Source organism: Serratia sp. CY84636 (genome assembly GCF_052166245.1).
GTDB lineage: Bacteria > Pseudomonadota > Gammaproteobacteria > Enterobacterales > Enterobacteriaceae > Serratia > Serratia nevei.
This window is the reverse complement of sequence record NZ_JBJNOX010000002.1, coordinates 1351873-1377798: the sequence shown is the minus strand read 5'-3', so window position 1 is coordinate 1377798 and position 25926 is coordinate 1351873. Positions and strand designations below refer to the sequence as shown.

General features: G+C 59.9%; 27 protein-coding genes. All 27 read right to left on the bottom strand.

Annotation, left to right across the window (positions count from 1 at the left end):
* Positions 1-4: 4 nt before the first annotated feature.
* Complete coding sequence (locus tag ACJ8QI_RS11115; protein ID WP_038876749.1) at positions 5-580, bottom strand: type VI secretion system baseplate subunit TssE; 576 nt, start codon at positions 578-580, stop codon at positions 5-7.
* A gap of 2 nt (positions 581-582) precedes the next feature.
* A complete protein-coding gene (locus ACJ8QI_RS11110) occupies positions 583-1404 on the bottom strand; it encodes a type VI secretion system accessory protein TagJ (RefSeq protein WP_442532478.1) in 822 nt (273 codons plus the stop codon).
* A gap of 15 nt (positions 1405-1419) precedes the next feature.
* On the bottom strand, positions 1420-2406 hold the full coding sequence (locus tag ACJ8QI_RS11105; RefSeq protein WP_141959555.1) for a type VI secretion system-associated protein: 987 nt from the start codon (positions 2404-2406) through the stop codon (positions 1420-1422).
* Between the two features lie 28 nt (positions 2407-2434).
* Entirely contained in the window at positions 2435-3208 is a 774-nt protein-coding gene (locus tag ACJ8QI_RS11100) for a PP2C family protein-serine/threonine phosphatase (RefSeq protein WP_015378289.1), read from the bottom strand.
* A complete protein-coding gene (gene tagH, locus ACJ8QI_RS11095; protein ID WP_442532477.1) occupies positions 3208-4944 on the bottom strand; it encodes a type VI secretion system-associated FHA domain protein TagH in 1737 nt (578 codons plus the stop codon). Before tagH ends, ACJ8QI_RS11100 begins: the two co-directional genes overlap by 1 nt.
* Before the next feature lie 243 nt (positions 4945-5187).
* On the bottom strand, positions 5188-5535 hold the full coding sequence (locus ACJ8QI_RS11090) for a T6SS amidase immunity protein Tai4 family protein (protein ID WP_207188331.1): 348 nt from the start codon (positions 5533-5535) through the stop codon (positions 5188-5190).
* A gap of 18 nt (positions 5536-5553) precedes the next feature.
* Entirely contained in the window at positions 5554-6012 is a 459-nt protein-coding gene (locus ACJ8QI_RS11085) for a T6SS amidase immunity protein Tai4 family protein (protein WP_442532476.1), read from the bottom strand.
* Positions 6013-6171: 159 nt separating this feature from the next.
* Positions 6172-6531: a T6SS amidase immunity protein Tai4 family protein gene (locus ACJ8QI_RS11080; protein WP_336842467.1), complete on the bottom strand. Its 360-nt coding sequence runs from the start codon at positions 6529-6531 to the stop codon at positions 6172-6174.
* Positions 6528-7013: a type VI secretion system amidase effector protein Tae4 gene (locus ACJ8QI_RS11075; RefSeq protein WP_072265414.1), complete on the bottom strand. Its 486-nt coding sequence runs from the start codon at positions 7011-7013 to the stop codon at positions 6528-6530. The genes ACJ8QI_RS11080 and ACJ8QI_RS11075 overlap by 4 nt, the downstream gene beginning before the upstream one ends.
* Before the next feature lie 60 nt (positions 7014-7073).
* On the bottom strand, positions 7074-7556 hold the full coding sequence (locus tag ACJ8QI_RS11070) for an Hcp family type VI secretion system effector (protein WP_038876771.1): 483 nt from the start codon (positions 7554-7556) through the stop codon (positions 7074-7076).
* 195 nt (positions 7557-7751) lie between these two features.
* A complete protein-coding gene (locus tag ACJ8QI_RS11065) occupies positions 7752-8192 on the bottom strand; it encodes a T6SS amidase immunity protein Tai4 family protein (RefSeq protein WP_442532475.1) in 441 nt (146 codons plus the stop codon).
* On the bottom strand, positions 8189-8695 hold the full coding sequence (locus ACJ8QI_RS11060; RefSeq protein ID WP_072271003.1) for a type VI secretion system amidase effector protein Tae4: 507 nt from the start codon (positions 8693-8695) through the stop codon (positions 8189-8191). The genes ACJ8QI_RS11065 and ACJ8QI_RS11060 overlap by 4 nt, the downstream gene beginning before the upstream one ends.
* Positions 8696-8751: 56 nt before the next feature.
* Complete coding sequence (gene tssC / locus ACJ8QI_RS11055) at positions 8752-10257, bottom strand: type VI secretion system contractile sheath large subunit (RefSeq protein WP_019452990.1); 1506 nt, start codon at positions 10255-10257, stop codon at positions 8752-8754.
* A gap of 3 nt (positions 10258-10260) precedes the next feature.
* Positions 10261-10797, bottom strand: a complete 537-nt coding sequence (tssB, locus tag ACJ8QI_RS11050) for a type VI secretion system contractile sheath small subunit (protein WP_047730442.1) — start codon at positions 10795-10797, stop codon at positions 10261-10263.
* A 121-nt stretch (positions 10798-10918) separates the two neighbouring features.
* Positions 10919-11950: a type VI secretion system protein TssA gene (gene tssA, locus ACJ8QI_RS11045; RefSeq protein WP_442532474.1), complete on the bottom strand. Its 1032-nt coding sequence runs from the start codon at positions 11948-11950 to the stop codon at positions 10919-10921.
* A 23-nt stretch (positions 11951-11973) separates the two neighbouring features.
* Positions 11974-12693: a type VI secretion system-associated protein TagF gene (gene tagF / locus ACJ8QI_RS11040; protein WP_038876781.1), complete on the bottom strand. Its 720-nt coding sequence runs from the start codon at positions 12691-12693 to the stop codon at positions 11974-11976.
* 18 nt (positions 12694-12711) lie between these two features.
* The gene (gene tssM, locus ACJ8QI_RS11035; RefSeq protein ID WP_442532473.1) at positions 12712-16347 is read right to left on the bottom strand and encodes a type VI secretion system membrane subunit TssM; all 3636 of its coding nucleotides are present in this window, start codon (positions 16345-16347) and stop codon (positions 12712-12714) included.
* Positions 16347-17549 (bottom strand): DotU family type VI secretion system protein, encoded by a 1203-nt coding sequence (locus tag ACJ8QI_RS11030; RefSeq protein ID WP_080480317.1) that lies wholly within the window; start codon positions 17547-17549, stop codon positions 16347-16349. Before ACJ8QI_RS11030 ends, tssM begins: the two co-directional genes overlap by 1 nt.
* Before the next feature lie 21 nt (positions 17550-17570).
* Positions 17571-18917 (bottom strand): type VI secretion system baseplate subunit TssK, encoded by a 1347-nt coding sequence (gene tssK / locus ACJ8QI_RS11025; protein WP_442532472.1) that lies wholly within the window; start codon positions 18915-18917, stop codon positions 17571-17573.
* Positions 18918-18957: 40 nt separating this feature from the next.
* On the bottom strand, positions 18958-19488 hold the full coding sequence (gene tssJ / locus ACJ8QI_RS11020) for a type VI secretion system lipoprotein TssJ (RefSeq protein ID WP_084827635.1): 531 nt from the start codon (positions 19486-19488) through the stop codon (positions 18958-18960).
* 29 nt (positions 19489-19517) lie between these two features.
* Positions 19518-20018 carry a type VI secretion system accessory protein TagV gene (gene tagV / locus ACJ8QI_RS11015; protein ID WP_019452982.1) on the bottom strand — a complete coding sequence of 167 codons (501 nt, stop codon included), beginning with the start codon at positions 20016-20018 and terminating at the stop codon, positions 19518-19520.
* A 47-nt stretch (positions 20019-20065) separates the two neighbouring features.
* On the bottom strand, positions 20066-20458 hold the full coding sequence (locus ACJ8QI_RS11010) for a DUF4150 domain-containing protein (protein WP_004934933.1): 393 nt from the start codon (positions 20456-20458) through the stop codon (positions 20066-20068).
* Between the two features lie 16 nt (positions 20459-20474).
* On the bottom strand, positions 20475-21110 hold the full coding sequence (locus ACJ8QI_RS11005; protein WP_060420752.1) for a DUF3540 domain-containing protein: 636 nt from the start codon (positions 21108-21110) through the stop codon (positions 20475-20477).
* Positions 21111-21140: 30 nt separating this feature from the next.
* The gene (locus tag ACJ8QI_RS11000) at positions 21141-22208 is read right to left on the bottom strand and encodes a pentapeptide repeat-containing protein (RefSeq protein ID WP_197785813.1); all 1068 of its coding nucleotides are present in this window, start codon (positions 22206-22208) and stop codon (positions 21141-21143) included.
* The gene (locus tag ACJ8QI_RS10995; protein WP_442532471.1) at positions 22205-24757 is read right to left on the bottom strand and encodes a DUF2169 family type VI secretion system accessory protein; all 2553 of its coding nucleotides are present in this window, start codon (positions 24755-24757) and stop codon (positions 22205-22207) included. The genes ACJ8QI_RS11000 and ACJ8QI_RS10995 overlap by 4 nt, the downstream gene beginning before the upstream one ends.
* A 173-nt stretch (positions 24758-24930) precedes the next feature.
* On the bottom strand, positions 24931-25431 hold the full coding sequence (locus ACJ8QI_RS10990) for a hypothetical protein (RefSeq protein ID WP_141959535.1): 501 nt from the start codon (positions 25429-25431) through the stop codon (positions 24931-24933).
* Positions 25432-25533: 102 nt separating this feature from the next.
* Positions 25534-25923, bottom strand: a complete 390-nt coding sequence (locus ACJ8QI_RS10985; protein WP_442532470.1) for a DUF3592 domain-containing protein — start codon at positions 25921-25923, stop codon at positions 25534-25536.
* Between the last annotated feature and the right edge of the window lie 3 nt (positions 25924-25926).

Sequence of the window (25926 nt, the reverse complement as noted above, 5' to 3'; positions counted from 1 at the left end):
CGCCTTACCCTATGTCTTTCAGATCGAAGTGGCCGTTTTCCAGATCCACGTCGGTACGGAACAGAAACTCCAGCGGATAGGGCACGCACCACAGGCGGCCCTTGATTTCGATCGACAGCACGTTGTGCAGCTCCAGCGAGCCGGTGTCCGAGATGCAGCGCACCTGCAGCCCCTCGGGCAAAATGCGCGGTTCGAAATGGAGAATGGACTCGGTCAGCGCGCGCTGAATGTCGAGCCATTCGATATCCGACATGCGCTTGCCCGCCAGCGAGGCGATGCCGTAATTCAGGGTGGAGCGCCGCACCTGCGGAAAGTCGCCCAGATCCAGATTGGACTCGCTGTTGACGCAGTTGAACAGCCACTGCAGATCGCGCAGCACCCGGCGGCGCAGCTCGCTGTGCGACACCAGGTTGCGCACCTGGGCTTCCTGCTTTTTCTGCGGTTCGTCATCGGTCAGCATGTCGAGCAGCACCGGCTGCATTTTGTCGCGCGACGTCAGGCGCTCGCTGTCCTGACGATAGCGATAGCCCTGGCGGCGCAGATCGCCGCCGTCGTAGTGGGGGGGGCGCTTATCGTTCATGTTCAGGCGCTCGCGTCGAAGCTCAGCTGCCGCAGGCTGTGCAGCGGGAATTCGTCGCTTTCGCTGAGCCAGGTCTTCAGGCCCTGCCCCGCATAGTGGGTGCCGTCGCCCAGCGGTTGCCATTCGGTGCGTTTGCCGAGCAGCAGCGCGTCGTCGCTGCCTTCGGCCAGCGGATAACGGGTGGGCAGTTGGCACACCTGTTCGCGGCCGTCGGTGAGGCGCACCAGCGCATGGCTCCACACCAGATCGATGGCGCTCTGCGGCGCCTGGAACTGGATCGCGGCGATGTCGGCAAACGGCAGCCAGTAGTAAACGCCGTTCAGCGCCAGCTCGCACACCGGCCCGAGGCGGCCGTCACCGTCGGTCAGCCAGTCGAAACTCAGCTGCCGTTCTTGGTCGCCTTCGGCCAGCGTTAACCGCCCGGCGCCGGCCGGGGCGGCCTCCAGCGCTTCGTCACGCAGCGCCTGGGCCTGTTCGGCCGCGCCTTGCGCATCCTGATGCAGCGCCTGCACCATCAGTTTCAGCCAGGGCTGATCCCGCAGCAGCAGCGCCGGCGCGGCCGTGCCGGCGAACACCGCCTGGCGTTGCAGCTCGGCGTTGACCGACTGCATCAGCAGCAGCGTGGTCGGTTGGGCGATCGGTTTCAGCGCCTGCCAGGATTTCAGCTGCGCGTTGGCGCGCGTCCAGTTACCGCTCAGGCACAGCAGTTGCACCAGCGCGGCGCGCAGATCGGCATCCGCCGGTTTTCCCTTGATCTCGTTTTCGACGGCGGTGATGGCCGCGCCGATCGACTGGCCTTGCAGCATGCTTGCTAATGATTTCACAGGCTTTCCTTATAATCAGTGAGTGGCGCCGTTAACCGACAGGTAGCTGCCGCTGGCGGGATCGACCCGGTCTGCGGCCAGCTTTTCCACCAGCTTGAAGGTCAGCGGAGCGGGGGCGCTCAGCAGCGGTTGCCAGGCGGTTTGCGCCTGCTGCAGGCGCTGTTTGACCTTGTTCTCGTCGGCGGCATCGACGCGCGGCATTTCAACGATCGCTTCGCCGTTGAACGCCCAGGCGTGCAGCTTCGGTTCGAAGCTCAGCAGCAGGAAGCTGCCCGGCGCCTGCGGGTTACCGCCCAGAACCAGCCGTTGGGCGTTGGCGCTGACGACGGTCAGCGCGCGATCGCCGCCGTTGATCTGCGCCAGCGGATAGCCCTGCAGGAACCACAACGTCGGCGAGAGGGTTTGGCCGCCCTGTTGCAGCGTGACCGCGCCGCTGCCCTGCAGCCAGCCGTCCTCGCCGCAGCGTAGCGCGTCGCCGGCGGGAATGAACAGCGCGCCGCCGTTGGCGTCGTCATGCCAGAAGGTGCGGAAGTGGCAGCCCTGCGGCAGGTTGAAACGCTGAGGCGGCGCGGTGTCCGCCTGCGGAGAGGTCACGGCTACCGCCGCAGGGATCGCCGGCTGCGGCGGGGTTTCCGGCTGCTCGACGGCCTCCTGTTTGACCACCGGTTTCCAGCCGCGCGCTTTGGCGGCTTCGCCGCTGGCCAGCTTTTCACCGCGCTTGTCGGTCAGCGTCCAGGGCAGGTGGCCGGCTTTCGGGCACTGTTTTTCCAACAGATTGCCGACGCGCGGCAGAAAGTCGTTCAGCACCGCCGGATCTTGGCTTTGCGCCGAGACGATGCGCAGCGGGATGCTCTTGCCGCACCAGCTTTCGGGATTGCTGTTTTTGACGTCATCGATAAACACTTCCAGCTTCTGGCTGGGGGAGTAAACCAGGCGATAGTTCATCGCCTGCGCGGTCGGTACCGCCATCAGGGCGACGAGCCCCGGCATCCAATATTTCATAGTGAACCTTGCTGTGAATGTGCGCTGCTCAGTCGCGGCTCAGAAACCGTTCCGCATCCGCCAGCGAATGCAGCAGGGTGGTTTCCTGCGGTGAGCCAATCCAGACGGCGATAGCGCTGTAGTTATCGCTGTTATTGTTTTTCTTCCATGCCTGCTGCATCAGGGCGATCCACTCGCTGGGGGAGTTGACCATGTGCAGCGACTGTTCCAGTTCGGCCTGGCTGAAGCTGTGCCAGAAGCCGTCGGTGCACAGCAGGAAAACGTCGCCGTCTTCCAGCTGCAGCACGTCGCTGTAGGTGGCGTCGCGCTCTTCGTTCAGCCCCAGCGCGAAATACAGCAGGTTGCTGTTGATGCCGTTGGTCTGATAGCCGGCGTCCTGCATCTGCTGGATCAGGCTGTGGTCGGTGGTGACGGCATGCAGGTAGCCGCGGCGGAATAGGTACAGGCGACTGTCGCCGGCGTGCGCCCAGTAGGCCAGCTGGTAATCGCGATCGATAAACAGGCTGACCAGCGTGGTGCCCATCTTGCTGTATTCGTCCGACTGCCGCTGCTGCTGGTGGATGGCGGCGTTGGCGCGCGTAATGTGCTGGCGAATACTTTGGGCGTTCAGGTGCTTTTCGCCGTCGAAATTTTGCAAAATAGTGTCGCGCGCCAGTTTGGCGGCGATATCGCCGCCCGGAAAGCCGGCGATGCCGTCGCACACCACGAAGCAGGCGGCGCGGTTGCCGAGCACCTCGCCGGTCTGATCCTGGTTGGAGGCGCGGCCGCCCTGGTTGGAGGTAGAGGCTATGGTGATATTCATTACGCGTCCGGTTTGGTCTGTGAGTCTTTGTATTGATTCACTTCAACGTCATAGGCGTGCAGGAAGGCTTCGCCGAACAGGGTGTGGAAATCGTCCTCGATTTCGCCGGAGGTTTGCTGATAGTTCTTCACGAAGTAGTCCCACAGCGCAGCCTTGCGGTTAGCGGGCAGCGACAGACGCGGCGCCACGCCTTCCTTGCGCGCTTCCTCTTCGAGGCGCTCCGGGTTGAACGACTGCAGCATGGCGGCGATGATGGCGCGGATGCCGGCGATCATCCCCAACTGGTGCGCCTGCAGGTCGATCAGCGCGTCGCGCACCGCCTGCTCCGGCGGCATAAAGCCCGGCATCTGGCTGCCGAACATCTGCATCAGCACCGTTTTGCCCGAAGGCAGTAGCTTGAACGGGTTGTTGGCCTCGTCGAGGATCATGGTCATCTCGGCCTTCACGCCGCGCTTGAGGATCGAGCGGGATGAAAGCAGGGCGACGGTGCCCTGCGAGAACAGGCTCAGCAGGCGGCCGGCCTGGCGGATCTGCCGTTCGTCGAAGTGCGGCTGCGGCTGCAGATCGTCGAGGCCGATGCCTTGCAACAGCGCCGTCAGCAGCGGCCCCTCTAAGGTGTCGCCATTCGGCGCGGCGGCGTGCTGCCGTTGAGCGGACTGGTAGGCGACCGGATCGATGCCCAGGCGGTTGCCCTGGCGCGGGCGCGGCGGCTGCGCAGGCGGTTCCTGCTGGTTGAACTGCGGCACGGGTTGGGGCTGTGGCTCAGGCGTCTGCACGGGTGGTGGCGTCGGCTCTGGGCGTGGCGCTTGCGGTTGTGCGGCGATCGGAGGCGGAGACGGCGGCGCGGGCGGCTGTACCGGCTCATCCGGCTGAGCCAGCGGCACGGCGCCGCCCATCAGCAGCCCCAGCGGATCGTTGCTGTTTAGCGTCTCGGACGACGCGGGAGCGGATGAACCGCCGAACAGCGCCAGCGGATCCAGCTCTTGCTCCGGTTGCTGCGCATTCTGAGCCGGGGTTGCCGGCCGCGCTGGCGCAGCCTGTTCCGCCAGCAGCGCGCTGGGGGTGGTATCGGCCAGGATGTGTTCGCGCTCAAAGGTGGTGTCGGTGTTGAACAGCGCCGCCGGATCGGTTTGCTGCTGCTGCAGCTGGCGCAGATCGACATCGCCCGCCAGCTGTGCCAGCGGATCGGCCGGGTTCAGCTCGCGAGCGGGGGTATCCAGCAGCGGGTGGTTGCCAGGATTGGCGACCGGCGGCGGCGTGACGGCGGCCGGCACATTCGGGGTAAATTCTTCCACCAGGCTGTCCCAGATTTCGTTGGGGATTGGCGCGGCGGATTTTTCTTTGGCGGCGGCTGTTGGGGCCGCAGCAGCGGCAACGGCGGCGGCCTTGGCCACCGGTTGAGCCTGTGGCGCGGCGTGCTGTTGCAGCGCGCTGACTTCAATCTGGTAATCGTCGATGCCGAGCATGTCGCCGTCCTGCAGTTCAACCTGGCGGCCACGTTCCAGCGGAATGTCGTTCAGCAGCACGCGGGTAACGTTGCCGCGGTTGGTGATGCGGCATTCGCCGTCAGCGGAAATATGCACGATCGCCTGCAGGCGGGAAATGGCGCGCTCTTCGTCCGGCAGCACCAGGTTGTTGTCCACGCTGCGGCCGATGGTGCCGCCCGGCGGCAGAAAATCGCAACTGCTCTGCGGCGGAACCTGGCCGCTTTTATTTTTTACAATGGAAAATCGCATAAGGCATTCCTGCTGATTAGGAGGTAGTGCAATAATTAATGATTCGATCTTTGGCTTGCCAAAATTGGCGGATATTTTGGCAAGCCGTTAAGTTGTTTCTTAACTCGTTCACTAAGGCTTGTTGTAGTCTTAATTTTACGAAATGCTTTTGTTATTAATTGAAAGAATTATGGAATAAGAAGGTGAAATGAAATTCCGTTGAACATCTCAAGGGTAACGGCTCTCTCATAACTAATTCTGATATCAGTTGTCGTCTTTCCCTTGGTACTTCTTGATGATGGCTTGCAACGCTTGGCTATGTACAAGATCGATGCACTTTGCCATCGTCATCGGCTCCCCAGACATGCTGTCATAGTGCTTTGCCAGAAATTCTTTTGCCAGCGCCCTGACAGCGGTATGCGCTTCCAGAGAATAATCGCCGAACTCCATGTAACCCCTGGCGGTGGCGGCGGCATCGTTTTTGACTTCTTTTGCTGAGTACCCCTCGGCGATACAAACGCTAAGCGCGTAGTTTTTGAGGTATTCGGCAGGGGAGTAGTCAATTTTTGTTGCTGCATTAGCGTTCAACGTTACGGCTATGGCCACAGCCAGTAAGATTCTTTTCACTGGTTATTTCCGAGACGGTTTTTCATTCACTCTAACCGGATTGTCTTTCACCCAATTATCATTAGGGCTCTGTACATAGTCTTTCGCGAGTTTGTCAAGATCTTCACTATGGTACATATCCATGCACTTCATTAAGTCTAAGCGGCTTTTTCCGTCCTTAGCATTGTAATTCTTTTGCAAGTACTGCTTTGTCAGTGCAATTATAGGGGATTCTTCATCACGAATTGCATAGTATGACCAAGCATCGACTCCCTTCGATGAGGCAATTGCATCTTTGCTGGCTTCTGGTGATGTCTTATAAGCGACGGAAATGCAGTAGGTTAGAGCAATATCCTTGTAGTTTTGCAAATAGCTTCTGTATGCCGCTTGCGGCGGCCACTTTTCAATCGACTCTTCTTGATTTTTCTGCGCTATAGCGCAAGTGGCATATAGACAAAAAAAGGAGATAAGGATTCTTTTCATCTCAACACTCCAAAATCCGTATGGTTTGTGCAGAGTAATAGATAACCAGCGCATGAGTATCTCAATGCTTGATGGCTAATACCCAGTGAAAATAATTAATAAAACTCTAATTTGCTTAAGTTGATGATTTTATAAAATTGCAACCTACAATATTAATTATTAATTAGAGTAACGTTTGAAGATGGCTTTAGCCTCACTGGAACTCTGAAGCGAAAGGCAATCTAAAGTGTGATAACTTCCTTTAACTGAGCCTTGACTATTTTTATTTGCGTACTGTTCAGCCAGTTTTTCGCCTTGTTCGAATGCATCCATGGGGAGTTTACTGAATTCTAAATAGGCGGAAGCGGAACGGAAAGCATCTTGCTTGGTTTTTTCTGAGTCAGTAGACTTCCCAATACAGCGGCTAACCAGCCAATTTTCATAAATTTCGCTTTGAGGTAAGTTTTCTATTTTTATATCTTCCGCCAGCAGCATAGGAGAAACGAGAAGAAGAGCAAGGGCTATGTGGATAGTCTTCATTTTAATATCCAAAGTGATGCGACTTCAGGAACAAAAGATCCATTCTCAGGATCCCCCATGAAATGACAAGAGTCAGAGCAAATGTCACCGTTCCATAATGTGACATGTCCTCTGGCATTTCGCCAGCCATTTCCTTGTATAACCATTATCCCTTTTTTACCTGAAAATTTAACTGGTGTAGGGGATTTCACAGTGATATCAGGCTTGCCGAAGTTCTTTTCTAAAAAAAGAATCATATCGTTAACACGATAAAGATACCATTTTTTATCTTTACCAGACACAGTCGCATAACCGGAGTTAGAGGGAATTGGTATGCCTGTATAGTTGAGTACATAACTCATTCGAATAGGACAAGCATTTTCAAAAATACCGTTCTCAATATTGCTTTCTACTTTTCCACCAATCAATGCACCCACTTTTTTTACATTGATATTGACTTCAGAAAAACGAATCCATGCGGGCCCAAATAGAGGTTTTTTCATCCTGACTCTCCATTGTATCCATGTTATGAACCCCCGGCCGTAACCGGGGGGGCATGCAGATTAAGCTTCGCGGTTTTCTTTGATGTTCCAACCTGCGCTGCTTTCGGCGCCTTTGCCGCCTTTGTCGCTCTGCTCCCAGTATTGCTGTTTCACTTTCGCCGCCTGGAAGGAGTAGGTGACGCCCACGGTATCTTCGCCGCCTGCACCGGTGTACTGTACGGCGGTGACCAGCACGTCTTCCAGGGTGATTTTTGCGTATTCAACCTGGCTACCACCCGCCTTACAAACCGACAGCTCAATCTTGGTCAGGTGTTTGCCGCTTGAGCAGTGTTTCAGCAAGGCCGGGGTTGACTTGTCGATCAGCGCGTTGACGTGCAGATCGTTGAAGCATACTTTGCCGGCGCCACCGCCGCCGCCAACGCCCATATTGCCCGGTTGAGAAGCGCCCCAGGAGAAAGAAGTAATGTCGGTCCAGCCTTTGTGATTCGAATCTTTGGATTCGCCGCTGGCACCTTCAACTTTCAGGAACATATCAATAGCCATAGTTTCTTCACTCTTTATTAAGGGTTAACAGTAGTATTAACGTTACGTTGAAAAACTCAGGTAATAGCAGCAGGAATTGCAAGTGTGGTAATGCATTACCAATTTATATCCTTGTGCCATGCACCTTCTTAAATACCGAAAACTATCGGTACGGGTTACCGAGCCACTATTAAGTGCTAATGGCTCAATGCTTAATTATTTCGCGTTATCTTGATTCCACGTGCGATCTGGATTGCCTGCAATGAGCTGTCGGGAAAGCTTGTCCAATTCAGAACTATGGTACAACCGCAGACAGTTCAAGGTGACGCCTTGACTCTTGTCTTTAGTTTCACTGTGAAACTCATTGATTCTGGATTTATATTTTCCGATGAGAACATTGATTTTCTCATCACCTGATTCGATATCGAATGGCATCCATTCTCTCATCGCATTCGCCGTTCTGGCTGCATCAAGAGAGAATGCCTTATCCGAATCGGAGACCTGTGCCAGGCAGCGTGACAATGCCAGTTCTTTTACGACCTGGTGATAAGGCATCTGTTTGATAAATTCCACCGGATCTTGAATGTCCTTGGCGAGCGATGACTGTGAGAGTCCCAACAAGGTAGTTGCCAATCCGATTGTGATTAACTTGTTCATGGCAACTCCCAAAAATTGGCTCGCGGAGTAGAGTAATTGGTTCCGGGTTCATTGAAATAGCAATGATCTGAACAACTGGTTCCGTTCCAGAAAGTGGCGTGTCCGCCCGCATTTCCCCAACCTGATACTTCAAAAAGTATTAATCCTTTTTTGTTGGCCAGTTGTGTAACCGGTAATTGAGGGTAATTAACAATCAAGTCGGGTTTTCCCCACGTTTTAGTCAGGTAGGGAATCAAATCCCGCACGCGGAAAAAGTACCATTTTTTATCTGCGCCTGAGACGGTTAACTGACCTATTCTGGGAACCGGATGGCCTGTGTAATTGAGTACGTAACTCATTCTTACGGCACAGCTGTTTTCCCAGCCACCTGATTCGGCGGGTATTTCAAAGTTTCGTTTTACAGCACCGCCAATCGTATTTTTAACTTTTCCCAGAGGATCGTTTGGGTCGTAAATATTCTTAGCCGCAGTCCAGGCAGCCAGAAAACGGGGCCTTGTTCCCATTATTTACCTCCATGCTTATTTATCAGGCCGCACTCTCGCGGCCTGACTTCAGTCCATCAGGACGCGTCGTTTTGCTTCAGCGAAGGCAGCTTCGACACCAGGCGCAGGGAGACGGTCAGGCCTTCCAGCTGGTAGTGCGGGCGCAGGAAGAACTTGGCGCTGTAATAGCCCGGGTTGTCTTCGATCTCTTCCACCTGCACTTCCGCCGCGGCCAGCGGTTTGCGCGACTTGGTTTCCTGCGAGGAGTTGGCCGGATCGCCGTCCACGTAGTTCATGATCCAGTCGTTCAGCCAGCGTTCCATGTCGTCGCGCTCGCGGAAGGAGCCAATTTTGTCGCGCACGATGCACTTCAGGTAGTGCGCGAAGCGGCAGCAGGCGAACAGGTACGGCAGGCGCGCGGAAAGCTGGGCGTTGGCGGAGGCGTCGGCATCGTAGTATTCCGCCGGCTTCTGCAGCGACTGCGCGCCGATAAAGGCGGCGAAGTCGGAGTTTTTGCGGTGCACCAGCGGCATAAAGCCGTTTTTGGCCAGCTCGGCTTCGCGGCGATCGCTGATGGCGATCTCGGTCGGGCACTTCATGTCCACGCCGCCGTCGTCGCTCGGGAAGGTGTGGCACGGCAGGTTTTCCACCGCGCCGCCGGATTCCACCCCGCGAATGGCGGTGCACCAGCCGAACTCTTTGAACGAACGGTTGATGTTGGCGGCCATGGCGTAGGCGGCGTTGGTCCAGGTGTAATTGCCGTGGGTCGCGCCGTCGGTTTCTTCTTCAAAGTCAAACTCGTCCACCGGGTTGGTGCGGATGCCGTAGGGCAGGCGCGCCAGGAAACGCGGCATCACCAGGCCCAGGTAGCGCGCGTCTTCCGACTCGCGCAGGCTGCGCCAGGCGGCGTACTCGGTGTTCTGGAAAATCTTGGTCAGATCGCGCGGGTTGGACAGCTCCTGCCAGGACTCCATCTGCATCACGCTCGGCGCGGTGCCGGCGATGAACGGGCAATGCGAGGCGGCGCCGATCTTGGCCATTTCGCCCAGCAGCTCCACGTCCTGCGGGCTGTGATCGAAGTAGTAGTCGCCCACCAGGCAGCCGAACGGCTCGCCGCCGAACTGGCCATACTCTTCTTCGTAGACTTTCTTGAAGATCGGGCTCTGGTCCCAACCCACGCCTTTATAGCGCTTCAGCGTGCGGCCCAGCTCCTGTTTGGAAATGCTCATAAAGCGGATCTTCAGCATCTCGTCGGTTTCGGAGTTGTTGACCAGATAATGCAGGCCGTGCCAGGCGCCTTCCAGCTTCTGGAAGTCGTCGTGGTGAATGATCTGATTGATCTGCTGCGACAGCTTTTCGTCGATTTCCGCGATCAGCGCCTGGATGGTGCGGTAGGCGTCGGAAGAAACGGTGACGGTGTTTTCCAGCGCCTGTTGCGCCAGGGTTTTCACCGCGTTCTCGACCGCTTCTTTGGCCTGATCGGTCTTCGGCCGGAACTCTTTGTTAAGCAGCGCGCTGAATTCATCGCTGGAAAAAGTCTCGGTGGTCTGCAACGCATTTTGTTGCTGAGGCGAGTTGCTCATCGATTAATCCTCACGCTCGTTGTTGTCGTCGTTAACCGCCGGCTTCGGCGCGTCGGTCAGGGATTGCAGCAGCGCCGGGTTTTGCAGGATCTTGGAGATCAGCTCTTCGGCGCCGTTCTTACCGTCCATATAAGACAGCAGGTTGGAAAGCTGGGTGCGGGCGTCCAGCAGATTGCCCAGCGAGTCGACCTTGCGGGCGATAGCGGCAGGGGAGAAGTCTTCCATGCTTTCGAAGGTCAGATCGATGTTCAGCTTGCCTTCGCCGGTCAGGGTGTTATCGACCTGATAAGCGACGCGCGGCTTCAGCGATTTCATGCGCTCGTCGAAGTTGTCGACGTCGATCTCCATGAACTTGCGTTCTTCCACACTGGCTTGCGGATCGACCGCTTTCCCCACCAGATCAGCCATCACGCCCATCACGAACGGCAGCTGGATTTTGCGCTCTGCGCCATAAATTTCGACATCGTATTCAATCTGTACGCGCGGCGCGCGGTTGCGGGCGATGAATTTCTGCCCGCTGCGGGATTTCGAGTTTGACATGATTTACTCCATCTAATGGCGATTGGGAACGCGCCTCGTCCGGCTGGGAGAGTCAGGTTCTGATTCGGGTCTGCGCCGGGGCAGACGGTATCGGATGCGTCAAGAGAACAAAAGTCGGCGGCTAGCTGTTCTCCTCGTGGTCGGGGCGACCGAGAATGGTCTCCAGTTGGTTAAGCCCATCGGGCGCCAAATCGCGGACGATTTGCATAAAGTCCAACGTAATCAGCCGCTGGACCCGATCGATCATCAGCGGCGCCGGGTGGCTCGGCTCATGAAGACGAAAATAGTTTTTCACCTTGTCCAGCATCAGCTGGGCGTCGTCGCGCGACTGGATCTGCGCGCTGCGCCAGTTGAGCGGTGCCGTGGCGTTTTGCATCGCAGCCGGTTGTTGCTGGGCGGCGGTTTCCGGCGGGGCGTCGGGTTCGGCGGCGGCCGGGGCATCACTCTGGCCGGCGAGCGCCACCAGAGAAAATACCTTGGTCAGCGCGCCCATTTCCGGCAGGGCGCTTTCCCCCAGATGGCGGGTCACTTCACTGCGAATGGCGCCCAGGGTGTGGGCGATGTGCGTCACCAGTGCGCCTTCGGGGCGGCCCTGCTGCGCCAGCTCATCCTGCAACCGTGCGCGGCCGCCGGGAAAGTTGGGGCACTCTTGCTTGCTGCCGTCGAGCAGGGCGCCGGCATCGCGCAACGAGATTTCACCGGCGGCGCTTTTCAGCAGCGGTGCGGTGCGCACGCTGGCGGCCAGCGCGGCTTTGTCGCCGAGGTCGGCCAACGCATTGATGCGAAACAGCGGGTCGGCTTCGCCGTCGAACGCCAATGCCGGTTGCAGAGCATCCCAGTAACGGAGTATCGACTGGTGGATCAGCGTCAGCCCGTCGGCGTAGCCCGGCAACCCGCGCAGTTGGGTCCAGGCGCGGGTGAGATACAGCATGACGCGCAGGTCTTTGGTGCGAGCCAGCAGCGAGGTCGCGAGGCGTTCGACCTGCACCCAATCCGGCGCTTCTTCCGGAATGATGGTGCTGCCGAACTGCTGTTCGGCCTTGCCGGTGGCGGCGCGCGCCATTGCCAGAAAGTCGGCGTCGTATTCCAGGTTGTCGCCGCAGGGATTGTCCGCGTCAACCGGGGCCAGCAGGGTATCGGTGTCGATAGCCATAGAATTTCCTTCAACGAACGATGTTAATCAAACATTTGCGGGTACTGGCCGCCGCGGCCGGGGCGTGCCCAGCCGTTGGGCTCGAACAGCAGTGAAAACAGCTGCACGGTGAGGTTGCCGCTGTGCACGTGGGTGTAGAGCGGGTGTCCGTCGGCCTGATTGGTCCACCAGAAGCTGGTGTACTGCGCCGGGTCGAAACAGTCGGCGGCCTGTTGCCAGCCGAGACCCGGCACGTCCGGATGCTGAAAACCGATAATCGACAATATCTCGGAATCCGCTTCCGCCGGCGGGCTGGGCAGCGCCGGGATTGCCTGCAGCGTGCGGTCGATCTGTTCGGCGGAGAAGCCGTTGCGCACGCCGTTCAGCAGGGTATGGCCGAGCTGCTGGTACCAGCTCGCCGCCATGTTCAGCTGTTGCGGGCGCCATTCTTGCAGGCTGAACAGGCGCAGCGCGCAGATCGGGTAGCGCCGCCCGACGCGATCGCGCGCCGGCAACAGGCAGCCCATCTGCACGTACGGGCTGCCGAGCGTGGCGGGGATCACGAAGTTCCACACCGGTGCGTTGCTGAATGGGTGGCCGTTTGGCCCCTGCGCATCGCGCTGCAAATTCACCAGCCCGTTATGGAACCAGTGGGCCCAGTTGTTGACCACCGGATCGGGCAGGCGGCGCTGCAGAAAATCGCCGGCGGAAGGAAGTTTGCCGTACCAGCCGAGGCTCGTCGGGGCGCTTGAATCAGTGCTCATGGTCATGTCCTTTCGGGGCTACGGGCACGAGAAGGCCGGCAGTTGGAACGGATTGCGGATGCTGTTGGGCGTGAACTCCAGCGTGACGCGATGGCCGTCGAGATTGAACGTCGCCTGGCGGCCGAGGCCCCCGGTGCCCGAGGATTGCGCCATGTCCACCAGGCGGTTCAGCGCCCATGGCCCGCTGGTCACCAGGCTGGCGGTGGTGCCGTTGGCCAGCGCCAGCTGCAAATGCACCTGGTTGGTATTGCGGGTGCCCGGCCAGCTGACCACCAGCGGTACCTGAGGGCCATGGCTATATTTGAACAGCTGGCCGTCGATATCCAGCGTCAGGTTGAGGATGTCGTTATCCATCCGCACCGGCCGCACGGTCACGCGGTACGAGGGCGTCGCGGTACCGTTGGCGAAGAAGGCGTCGCGGATGCGCTGCGCCTGCTGGAACGAACGCAGGATGCCTTCGCCGCCGGGCAGCGTCTTGCCGTCCACGCCGGGAGTAAAGCGCCAGTTGGCGCGGGTGGTGTCGACCTTGCCCTGCAGATTGTCGCGGAAGAAACTGTCCATCAGCCCGCTGTTCGGCGCGAACATGCGCGCCAGATCGTCCGGCGTCACGTCCTGGCGCGCCCGGGCCACCAGCGGATAACGGCCGGCGATCGCCTGGCGGCAGAAGCTGCCGACCTCGAAGCTGATGCGCTTTTTCACGTTCTCCATCTCTTTACGCTGGGTGTCGCTGCTGGCGCCGATCGCCAGCGACAGCAGCATCTGTTTGAACGGCACCGGCAAGCGGCCGGATTCGGCCTGCAGACGCGGGATGATGTCGCTCGGCGGCGCCGACATGCCGCTGTTGGCCGCGCCCTGTACCGCCGTCAGATAGCTGTATAGCTCATCGACCTGCTTCAGCACGCTGTCGAAAGGGATCGCCTTATTGCCTTCGCCCTGGCTTTGCGCCAGCTCCAGCAGCGGCGCGAAGTGCGCCATCACCAGCTGTTCCGGCTGGGCCGACACATCGCCGTCGGCGTTGGCCGGCCGGTTGGTGAACAGCGCTTCCAGCGTGCGGTTGGCGTTTTGATTCAGCCTGTCTTCGGTTTTGGCCAGCAGCGAACGGGAATCGGCGTCGCTTTTCTCGTCGCGCAGGGTGACGTTTTTGCTGACGTTGACCAGCAGGTTACGCATCGGCGACGGGTTGCCGGAGAGTAGCCGCGCGCTGCTGATGCGCTGGGTCAGGTTGCCGATGTTGGCCAGCTGGATATCTCCCAGCAGCGCATCCCAGGCGCTGATGAAGTCCTGCATGTACAGCTGGCGGATGGTCTTGGTCAAATCGGCGCTCTTCTGCTCCGGCGCCTGGCTATTCAACACCCAGACGTCTTCCTTGCGCAGCGTGTCGGTCACCGGGTCGATGTTGTCGCTGAACGCTTTCCAGTACCCTTGTGAGGTGAACAGGCCCGGTACGCCGTCGGTCACCGGTTTGCCGCTTTTGCGGCTGAACGCCAGCTCGGTTTGCGGGCCGGCCAAATCGACCAGGCTGACCGGCTTGATGTCGGTCTGTTTCAGCAGCAGACGTTTGAGGCGGCCATAGACGCGCTGCGACAGCGGCGCCCGATTGATGGCGGCCTGCGCCTGCGCCACCAGCGGTTCGTCTTTGGCGTAAGGCGAGGCCTGGATCTGCGTATCCAGCAGCTGGCTCAGGTGCCATTCGATCTGCTGCAGCTGTTTCTGCGTGCTGCCCTGCGGCAGGTTGCGCTGCAGGTTGAGCATCACCCAGGCGCGCAGGAATTTGCCGTCGTACTGCTTTGGCAGATACAGCATCTGATAGGCCTTCAGCGCTTCGTAGCTGAAGTCCGCATCGCCGTGGTTGTCGTTGCGCAGCGTGGTGGCGATCTGTTGCGCCACCTGCGGCAGCAGCAGTTCTTTCAGCGCTTTTTGGTACAGCGCATTGCCGGCGTCGCCCACCTGATCGCCGCGGAACAGCCCCATGCGGTAGGTGAACGGCGGATCGTCCAGCGAAAAGTTCTGGCTGTCCGGCAGGTGCAGCAGGCTATTGAGGAACGGCAGCAGCGAGAACATGTCGCCGTTACCCAACTGCGTCAGGTTTTGCCCCTGGCGTTCGACGCCGGGCACCTTGGCGGCCACTTCCGCCAGATAGGCCTTGTTGTTGCCGTAGCTGGTGAACCAGAGCATCGCCAGCACCGCCAGGATCACCGCCAGCGCGATGTAACCCGCCCAGTGCAGGGCGCGATTGCGGTATTCCCACCAGCGGTTGCTGCCCGCCAGCCCGGATTCCTGGAAGACCACCGATTCCAGCGTCTCTTTCAGGAAGAAGCTTTGGCCTTTGGCCGCCGGGATCGGCGCTTCCTGGCCCACGCAGTCCCAGGCCGCGTTGGCCTGCGCCCCTGAGTTTGCCGTCGGCAGCTGCAGGTAGCGGTTCAGCTCGCCCATCACCCGGTCGAACGGCAGGCCTTCCTGCGTGCCGCTGGTGAAATAGATGCCGCGCGGGGTAAAGCGGGTTTCAAAACTGGAGGTGGCGAACACCTGTTCCAGGTATTGACTGAGCAGCGGGCGCAGGGCAGCGAACTCCTGCGGGAACAGGTAGCTTTCGGCGCGCTGGCGCGCGTCGTGCTCCATCAGCAGCGTATCCGGCAGCGCCGCGTCCAGCCGCTGTTGCAGCAGGGCGTATTGCTGTTCGAAAGCGGCGTTCAGATTGAAGTCCGGCTGCCGCGAGCGCTCGTAAGGGAAGGTGAACCCCCAGATCTGGTCGCGCTGTGCTTTGTCGAAGCTGCCGAAGTAGGCCATAAAGCCGTTGAGCAGGTCGGTTTTGGTCACCAGCACATAGACCGGGAAGTGAATGCCCAACTGCTCGTGCAGTTCGATCAGGCGTTTGCGCAGCGCGCTGGCCTGGGCGGCACGCGCTTCGGCGCTGTCGCTCAGCAGATCGGCCACGCTGATGGTCACCATCACGCCGTTGATCGGCTGGCGGGTGCGGTATTTTTTCAGCAGCGCGACGAAGCTTTGCCACTCGCCGGCATCTTCTTCGCGCTGGCTTTCCTGCGTGGTGTAGCGGCCGGCGGTGTCGAGCAGCACGGCGTCGTTGGTAAACCACCAGTCGCAGTTGCGGGTGCCGCCCACGCCGCGCAGCGCGGCTTTGCCGAAGCGATCCGCCAGCGGGAAGTGCAGGCCGGAGTTGACCAGCGCGGTGGTTTTACCGGCGCCGGGCGCGCCGATGATCACATACCACGGCAACTGGTACAGATATTGGCGGCTGAAGCGGGTCATCCAGCGATGTTTGCCGTCGCCTTGGCCCGGTGCGAAGCGCGCCTTTTTCAGCAGCTGCGCCGCTTCGTCGAAGCGCTGAGCCAGCTGATCGTCTTGTTTGATCTCGGGCTTACCGTCTTCCGCCGGCACCGCTTCGGCGGCGCGCAGATTGCTCAGCAGGCGACTGTTGAACCAGGCGCTGTAGAGGCGCGGGATCAGGCGGCACAGGAACCAGATCAGGTAGATAACGCCGATGGCGATCTGGCGGTTGAGTTCCGGCTCCAGCGGGCGATAGTCGCCGATGGCCACCAGCGGGCCGATCATCCAGATGATGAACGCCAGCGCGGTGATGCCGACAAAGCCCCACAGCAGGCGGCTGGTGATGATGGAGAATAACGTACTGAGCATTACTTTCCGGTTCCTTGCGGCAAGCCGTTGATTTCCGCCTGGGTATTTTCCGGGGCGACCAACAGCGTAATTTCTACCCGGCGGTTCAACGCGCGGTTCACTTTGTTATCGTTCGGCGCGACGGGGTTGCTTTCGCCGCGGCCCTCGGCCTTGACCCGCTGCGGGTTGGCGAGGTGCTTTTGCAAGCGGGCGCTGACCGCTTCGGCGCGCGCCAGCGACAGCTCCCAGTTGGAGGCGAAACGGGCGCTGCGGATCGGCACGTTGTCGCTGTAGCCGGTGACCAGGATCTTGCCGCTGACGCCGTTCATGGCGGCGGCGATGCGGTCGATGACCGGAATATAGTTGGCGCGCACCGTGGTGGCGGCGGAGTCGAACAGCCCGTCGCCTTTGAGGATCACCACGCTTTGCTGCGCTTCGTCGCGCACTACCACCAGCCCTTCGGCGATCTCTTTGCGCAGGAAACTTTTCAGGCTCAGCGTCGGCGGCGCGGCCGGCGCCGGGTTACCGATCGCCACCTGCGGCAGATTGGTTTGGTAAATCGCCGCCAGCACCGGGCTGGTGTTGTCGCCCAGCCGCCAGTTGAGGGCGATGAACAGCAGCGAAGCCAGGAAGCCGGTCAACGCCACGCAGGCCCACAGCGGCACCAGCGGGCGCCACAGCTTCTGTTGCACCGGCAGATCCAGCGCATGAGGCGACAGCGGCGGGGCATAACCGCCGCGCACCGACCGGATCAGCTGCAGCAGGCGCTGCTTCATGGTTTCCAGCTGCGAGCGGCCGTTTTCCATCACCCGGTAGCGGCCTTCAAAGCCCAGCAACAGGCAATAATTGATCAGCTCCAGCAGGTTGATGTGCTCGCGCGGGCTTTGCGACAGCTTGGCCAGCAGCTGGAAAAACTTCTCGCCGCCCCAGGTTTCGTTATGGAAGGTCACCAGCAGCCCGCTGCCGGACCACACGCTGTTGCTGCCCCACGGGGTCAGCGCCGCCGCTTCATCCAGCGCGGTGCACAGGCAATAACGCGCGCCGATGATCACTTCGTACGGCAGGTTGGCGCGTTGGCCGCGGATCTCGAAGCGGCGCATTTCATCGATCAGCTGTTGGCGCAGCTGCGCCGGGTTGGCGTGCGTGGCCGACTGGCGGATCTGCGAAATGGCGTTCAGCAGTGGGTTGGCGGCGTCCACCAGCGGATTGGCCGCCGGCGACATGCTATTTTCCTGAGTCATAGGTTACCGGTCCGTATGGCTGCGAATCGCCCAAAATTCCATGTCCAGCCCCGGGAATTCGCCGGCCAGGTGCAGGGCGAAGGCGCTGGATTTTTCCATCTGTTTCCACAGGTCGCCGCCTTTTTCCAGCTCGAAGTAGGTGTAGCCGGCGTGATAGGGGATCTGGCGCGGCGCGGCGGGCATGGTGCGCAAACCGATGCCCGGCAGCTGCAGCTGCACCAAATCGCGGATGCGCGTGACCGGTGCGATCTTCATCTGCGCCGGGAAATGGGTCAGCAACACCTCGGCGGCCACGTCGGCGCGCACCGCCAGCACGAAGCCGAAATCGCGCATCATTTTGGCGTCCTGCACGGTGGCGACGTTCAGCCCGTGGGAGCGTTCGACCAGCGTCAGCTGAATGGCGTTGTCTTCCAGCACCACCGACAGCCCCTGACGCAGCAACAGCATCAGCTTGCCGAAGCACAGCGCCAGGTTGTCGTGGTCATACACCGGCAGGCGCCCTTCCGGGGTGCGCTGCGCCGAGAAGCTGGCGAGCTCGGTGGCGAACTGCAGCCAATCGGCGAACAGACGCTCCGGGTGCAGATGGTCGAGGTGGTAGGCGTGGCTCACCTGGCCAAGATGGCGGTTGATCAGCTGCAGCAGCATGAAATCGACCATTTCGGAACTGCCGCCGCGGCCCGGCTGCAGCAGGCGCTGGCTCATCTGCTGGCTGCGCTGTTGCAGCAGGCCCTGCAGATCGTTGATGAAGGTTTTCAGTACCGGGTTGCCCTGGCAGTTCAGCATCGGCGGGATCTGCGCGGTATCGAGGCGCAGGCTGTTGTCGCCGCGTTTTTCCAGCACGCGGGTCACGCCGAGCGCGGTCCATTCGGCGTTGAGTTCGCTCTCCAGCATCAGGCGCAGGCGCAGGCGGCCGAACTGCAGCGCCGCGCTGCCCACCGAGACGGCGTTGAGATCGTCGACTTCGTTCTCGTAAGCCAGATAGCGCGCCAGCGCCTCCGGACTTTCCTGAAAGATCACGTCTTCACGCCCCGCGCGATAGGTCGGCAGGGCCAGCACCACGTTTTCACCGGTCTTGTTTTCGGCGATGGCCAGCGGCGCGGGTGCCTGCTGGGCGCCGGCGAAGCGAAACGGCGTGCCGTCCGGCATGATGCCGCTGGCGGCGTTGAGCGCAATCTTGCCCTGGCGCAGCAGCGTTTGGTCCAGATCCAGGGTCAGGAACCCCCAGAAACAGCCGCTGTGGGCCTGGCCCCAGTTGCGCATATAGCCTTCGAGATAGTTTTCCGCCTGCTGGAAATGGTGAGGGCGCAAAAACATTCCCTCAGTCCAGACAACCTTATGAGCATCTTTCATCATCACACCTATAGTTACTTCGCTTCAGCACAGCGGTAGGTCAGTCGACCTTTTTTACGGGGCGCAGGCCATTCACGCCCGCGACGATATGCGCTTCCAGCTCATCCGGCGAGAATTGCCATACCTTGTAGAAATTGGTTTCGGTGGGTTCCGGCAGCGGCAGTGAAATGCGCCAGGTCTTGCCGTCCAGATTTTGATACTCGGCGATTACGCCGATGTAGCGCGCATCCAACGCGCTTTGCCCGCCGAGCTGCTTGCCGGTCTGGCCCGGCGTCAGGAAGAACTGATCGCTGTCCAGCAGGCTGTTGCCGAGCACGCTTTTGGCGTCGTTTTGCAGACTGAAGAAGTCGGCATCCATAAATTCCGCATCCGAACGCAGCAGCAGCACGCGAATTTTGATCGGCGCCGGTTGCGCGCCGGCGGCGGCGTTGACCTGGCGATCGGCATCGAACACCAGGCTGTAACGCGACGGCACGCTTTTGGCGGAAGACATGCAGCCGCCGAGCGCCAACGCGCCCAGCAGCAGAAACAGCATCCCGCACCAGCGGGAAGCGATAGGGGTCGTCATCATGGGAATCTCGTCGCCCGCAGGCGTGCTGACTACTGGAGGATCCAGGTAGCTGAACCGGCGTTTTTACACGCCTTGCTGTCGCCGCCGACTTTGACGCAGTCCTGTTTGGCGGCGCGTGCGCGGCGCGGCAGATCTTTGCGCAGCGTCGATTTGTAGCGCGCTTCCGGTACGCCGGCGTTGGCCTGGATATACCCCACCAGATCGCCACCGCGGATGGCGGAGATCGCCAGCCAGTTGTTTTCCACTTCGCCCAGCGCGTAGAACGCGGCGGCGTTGTCCAGGCTGCCGACGGCGGTGCCGGTATAATTCGGGCTGCTCATGATGCTGGCGGCGTACAGGCTGCGGTACTCCTCACCGATCGGTTTGAACTGCTTCGGCGCGCTCACCGCGGCGCGGTGCTGCAGCGTGACGCCGTTGACTTCACTGCTGACGATAGCGTCGTTATTGAGCGCCGGCGGCGGTGGCGGCGGGGTGGAACAACCGGCAAGCGTCAGGGCGGTCAACAGCGTCAGGGTAATCCGTGTTTTCACAATGTCCTCTTTTCTTGATTGAATGGCTGTGTAATAAGGCGCCGTCATCAGGGCGCAAGCAGCAACACTTTTAATTGGCTCGGCACGATGCGCATGCCGAGCGCGTTGGTGGAATTCTGCAGGCTGAGGCTGGTCAGCCGGGTGGCCGGGGTGCCTTTGAGCAATACGGTAAAGGCGCCGGTCAGGTGGCGGGAGGGCCCCATCACCGTCCCGGAAGCGACGCCGGTGGCCACGCCGGGGTTGTCGCCGTTGGTCAGCGGCGTCACCGTCGCCATGTTGTGCGCCGGGGTGCCGACGAACAGAATGTTGAACGCATTCGGGATGGCGGTCGGCGCCAGGGCGATATCCGGGTAGGGCACGGGCACCGGCGCCGGGCTTGGCGTCAGACAGACGTCGGGAAACGCCAGGTCCACGCCGATCATTTGGCTGTTGGCAAACATAAAAGGCCTCCGCAGGTTATCCGACGTGGATTTGTTCCGAATCCAGCTTGGTGATGTCTTTTGAGGTAATGAGCGTGTTGCGGGCATGAATGCGGGCGTAGTCTTCCGCCTGATAATCCAGCTGCCCGGCGCGCACGTGCTCGGTTTGGCGCACTTTACGGAACAGCGAATGGCTGATCTGGCTGACCGAATGCCACAGCGACTCGCAGCGCTTGCCGACCAGGCGGCTGATACTGACGAAGGCCGACAGTTCCTCGCCGCTGTATTTCATCTTGTCGACGTGGCAGTCGCCGCTGTTGGCCTGCAGCGTCATGGCGTCGCCGCTCAGCTTTAGCGCCTGCGCGCTGTGCAGCGACAGTGAACCGCTCGGCGTTTCAATTTGCAGATCGCCTGTGACGCAGAGCCGCGCTGCGCTTTGCGGCTCCGCACGTTCGAGAACGGCGATCGCCCACAGCTGGTGGCCGCAGCCGGCGACCAGCACGTTATCGCCGAGGGCCGGCGTCAGCAGGCAGCTCGCCGCCCGGCGGCAATGCCAGCCGCGGCCTTCGCACTCCACCACCAGGCTGCCGTCCGGCAACAGGTTGACGACCTGGCCGGCGGCCTGCTGGGGCGGTGCGATGTTGACGGCGCGAGTTGTGTTGGCAACGCTCATGGTGATCCCCTCGTGAAGTGGTCAATGCATTCAGATTCGGCTCTGGCGCTGTGCGCTCCAGGTTTCGGCGGCGTACAGTTCTTCGTCGCGCTCGAGAATTCCGCTGCGATCGCCCCAGCGCGTTTGCTGCTGGTGGGCGCGGTGCATGCGGGTGCGCATAAAGCGCGCGCGCCGGAAATCGGCGGCGCCGATGTCGGCATAACAGAAATCGGCGTAGGTCAGGTCGCTGTCGCTGAAATCACAGCGTGCCGCACGGCTGCGCTGGAACACGCATTGATACAGGCGCGCCTGGCTGAAGTTGGCGGCATCCAGCGTCGCTTCGCTGAAGATCGCCTGATCGAACTGCCCGCTGCGGCACTGCGCCTGAGTCAAATTGGCCTCCAGCCACAGCGACTGCTGCGCTTGTACGCCCGTCAGGTTGGCACGCCGCAGCGAAGCGCCCTTGAAATTGCTCTGGCGCAGCGTCGCCTGGCTGAAATCGACGTCGTCCAGTTGGTTATCGGTAAACTGGCAGGCGATGAGGCGCTGCCCGGCGTAACTTTTGCCGCGATGGTCACATTCGAAAAACGTGACACGGTCGAAATCCGCACATTCAAACCGTGTTTCACACAGGTTTAATCGAAAGAACGTGACAAGTGAGAGTCGCGTATGGCTCAAATCAGCGGCGTCGAGCGGGCTTTCGTAAAAGGTGGTGCGATCGTGCTGAGTGGCGGAAAAATTCGCGCCGGCTAATTGGCATGACATCCAGTGGCTTTGGTTGAGCGAGAGCCGGCTGAAGTCGCACTGTTCAAGCCGGCAGTCGTTGAACATCGTCAGTTCGATATGGCTCTCGCTGAAGCGGCTGGCCGACATGGCGCACTGATTGAAGGCCGTTTGCTTCAGGTTCGCCCGTACAAATTGTGCGTGTTCGAGCCGGCAATCGCTGAAGACGCTGTCGCGCAGATCGCAATCGGAGAAGTTCACGCCGTTCAGGTTCAACTCGTTGAACATGCCGCCGGCCAAATCCATACCGGCGAATGACAGACCGTGCAAATCCTCACCGGCAATCAGCTCGCCGCGTTTCACGCGCTGGCGTATCTGCTCAGGTTTTGAGGTCATACTTCCTTCCCGTTGTGGCGAGGCAATGTTTTCACCCTGGCGGTATAGGCACCGTCGAGCCGGGTCGCCTGATCCACTTGCGACTGCGACAAGTCGGCCCGGAACAGATTGGTGCCCTGCAGGTCGGCGCCTGACAGCACGCATTTTTGCAGGATCGCCGCGATGAAATTGGCGTCGCGAAGGTTGGCCAGGGATAGATCGCTGCGAATGAACAAGCTGCCGCTGCCGTTGGCCTGGCGAAAATCGGCCTCGTTCAGCCGGGTTTCTGACAGGTCGCAGTTGTCGAGGCGCGCACGGCTGAAATTCGCCCGCTGCAGCGGCATCTGGCGCAAATTGCACTGCTTTAGCGTCGCGTCGCTGAAATCCGCCTGCGGCAACAGCGTCTTTGCCGCAAAGGCGCAGGCGGTGAGGCGTGCGGCGCGGAAGCTGAGGTTTTGCGTCTCGGTATCAACCCAGGCGCAACTTTCCAGCCGCGCCTGACTGAAGTTCACCGCCAGCAGCCGGCATTTGACGAAGCTGACTTTGTCGAGCCGGGCGTGGCTGAATGTCAGCTGCTCCAGCTGCAGTTCCATCAACGTAATGTTGGCCAGCGTGGCGCGGTTGAAGTCACACTGCCCGAGCAAGGTTTCGTATCCCAGCAAATCGCGTAATGACGCCATCGTGAAATCGCAGCGTTGAAACAACGTTTGCTGAATGTTGGTTTCGTGCAGCTGCGCGCCGCCGAAATCCGTCGCTTCGCATTTCGCCAGGGCCAAAGAGGCGTGACTCAGATTGGCCTGTTGCAAGACGGCGCCGCTGAGATCGGCGCGTGCCAACATCGCCTCGCGAAGATCGCTGCCCACCAGTTGGGTTTGGCGCAGATTGGCGTTTTCCAGCAAAGCGCCGCGCAGGTTAGCCTGGCAGAGATCCATGCCGGACAGATCGGCGCCCGTGAGATCAAGGCCGCTGAGATCTTTATCGCGCAGCATGGCGGCGGTGACGCGTTGGCGAATGATCTGCGCCAGATCGCCGCTTAAACGCAACGCCGGGCTTTGCGCCTGTGCCGACATTAAATACATTTTGTGCAGCGCTCGCTCGCTTTCCCCCAGCTGCTTGTCGCTAAACGCGTCGGGATGCTGGCGCGCCTCCTGGAATAGCAGATCACGCTGCTGCTGGTAGCTTTCTGCACCGGAGGACGGCACGTGATCCCCTCCGGGGTTAAGCGGGTCGATACCCTCGGCTTGTGCCAGCTTGAGCATGTCCTGATACTGCGTCTCGGCCTGGCTTTCCAAACGCTCGACGAATTCGGCGAGTTGGTCCAGTTTCGGCGGCGCGTCTTGCGACGGCAGCGGGAACAGTTCATCGATATCCTGACCTTCACGCCGCAGGCGCTGGCGGTGCGCTTCGCGTTGCTGGTGCTCGTAGGCGGCGATATTTTCCGCCATCGGGCTTTGCAGCGTCGGCGTTTCCGTATCCAGCCAGGCACCGATGCAGGTTTCCGGCAACAACTCCTGTTCACGAAAAGCGTGCAGGGCACCCCGCTCTTTATCCAGCCGCTGGGCCAACACCTGCCGATAATGCGCGGTGGAGCGGGGCTCGCCTTCGATTTCCAGGGCCGGCATCAGCTGCATCACGTCGGCGGCATCGTCTTCATTGATGCGCGCGCTGCCCTGATAAATCAGCAGCATCTGTTCCCGATGAGGGAAGAACCAGACGGTGGTGTGGCGCATGGCGATCTCTTCGAAATGCGCTTCGCCGCCGCGCAGCCGGTTGATGAAGCAGCGTGTGCGCCACGGCGGTAAATGCCCTTGCTGCATTGGCTCCGACGGGTGCATGTTCCATATCCGGTAGGCGGCCTGGGGCGGCAGGCTGTCGCGTTGGGGAAACTGCTGATCGTCGTCCGCCATGTTGAACAGGCGCCAGTCGATGTCGTTGGCGAAGCCGGGAAAGCCGTTTTTCAACCAGTCGGCGTCGTAGTTTTTACCGATGCGGGAGAAGCGGCGCGGCCAGGTGATATCCAACGCGTCAAAGCTTGCCGGTTGCGCGCTTTGCCGAGGGGACGTAAGGCGCCCCTGCAGCGGTTCGACATTGGGTAGGCGATGGATACGGCCTTGCGGAAATGTTTCTGGAGTGGCGCCGATGCCGTGCGGATTATCGGCGAACTGGGTGCCGCCGTAAGCCCGGCGCCAGTCCAGACGCATTTCTGCAAAAGGAAGGGGAGTGGAGGGACGATCGTTGATCCAATGGCGATCGCCGAAAACCACCAGCGTTTTCTCCAGCGAATCCAGCTGGATCTTCACGGCGCAGGCGGTTTTGTCTTGTTGATGGTGGGTGTAGGCGTTGCCGGTGGCGAGAAACTCCGCACAGGCTTTCGGGATAGCCAGATCGAGCACGCCGCCGCTCAACGTGAGTTCTTCGGCAGCCAGCTGCCACAGCTCCGGTTCGGGGCGCAGGCGCGGGGAAGCCCCCATATCGGCCAAGGCCAAAACGGAAACACCCAGATGATTTTGCCCTTGCCAAGAGAAGGGGCGATGAAGCGCGCTGAGGCGCAGAGGTTTTACGACTTTCATTGTGTGTGTAAAGCTTCCTGTGGATATCAGCCGGCAGCCAGGCTGCTTGCTCAAAAACAATCCGTTTTTCGGTTTAATAGATATCAGGCTATGTCACAACAGATGAAGAAAACGATGCGGCGCTCAGCGCCGATCGTTAATGCGAGGGGAGTGCCCCGCTTCGAAATGGATGGTCAAGAGGACAGCGCGCTGTCCTTCCCGTTGATTCCGCGAACCAGCAGCACGGCGGCCACGGACAACGCGGCGGCGATCGTCTTGGCGATAAATTGGCCGGCGCTCTCCAGGTGGTAGGGCGCAAAAAAGCCGATGCCGGCGGTGCCCAGAATCAACAGCACGGCGAGCGCTGCAAAACAGCCAAGCTCTATCGCCAGCGCCAGTCTGCCGGGTGCCGCCGCACCCAGGTAACCCATCAAAAAACCGGGCAGGATCAGGAATCCGATCAGTTCTGCGGGGGCATTCACCGCAGACATCACTTGTTGGTTGTATTTCAGGATCGCCAGCATCAGCGCGACAAAAATCAGCAGCCGCACCGGTAACGCCGCTGCCCGACTGGCCGACAAAAAGATTTTGCCGATCGCGGCGAGCAAGACGCAGCCAACCAGGATGCCAAAGAAGGTAAACAGGATTTGTCCCCCGAGGCTGTCCTGCGTCGAAAAGGCAATAAACGCGCCCATCGTGACACTTCCTTATGCAAGGTGATTTAGCGAACTGATGGACGATAAGTCGCTTTCAGCACGTAGAAACCGGATCGCGCGGATTGAAAGGTTTATTTTTGCTCAAAGCCGAGAAAGCTCTTCGATCACCGCTTTTTTGGGGTTCTTCGGGTCGTACTTTATCGCGGTGAAATGACCCGGCTGATATCGCGGCAGATCCACGATGCTGATCGGACCTTTCGCCACCGCCGTATGGTTTTTTCCGTCTTGGGCGATGTACTTGATTTCGACTTCGCAGACCGGTCGGTTACCGTCCCACAGATTGGTCTGGCGAATGCTGACGATTTGTCCGGAGGCGGAAATGCCGTTTTCCATCACGCTGAGAGAAGAACCGATATGTTTGAAATAGCCCCAGATATCGACCGTGATGAATTTGAAAAATCCCACCAGGCTGAGAATAGGAGCCAATAAAATCAACCCGATAACGGTGAAAACATTTTTGGCCTTCGACATGGG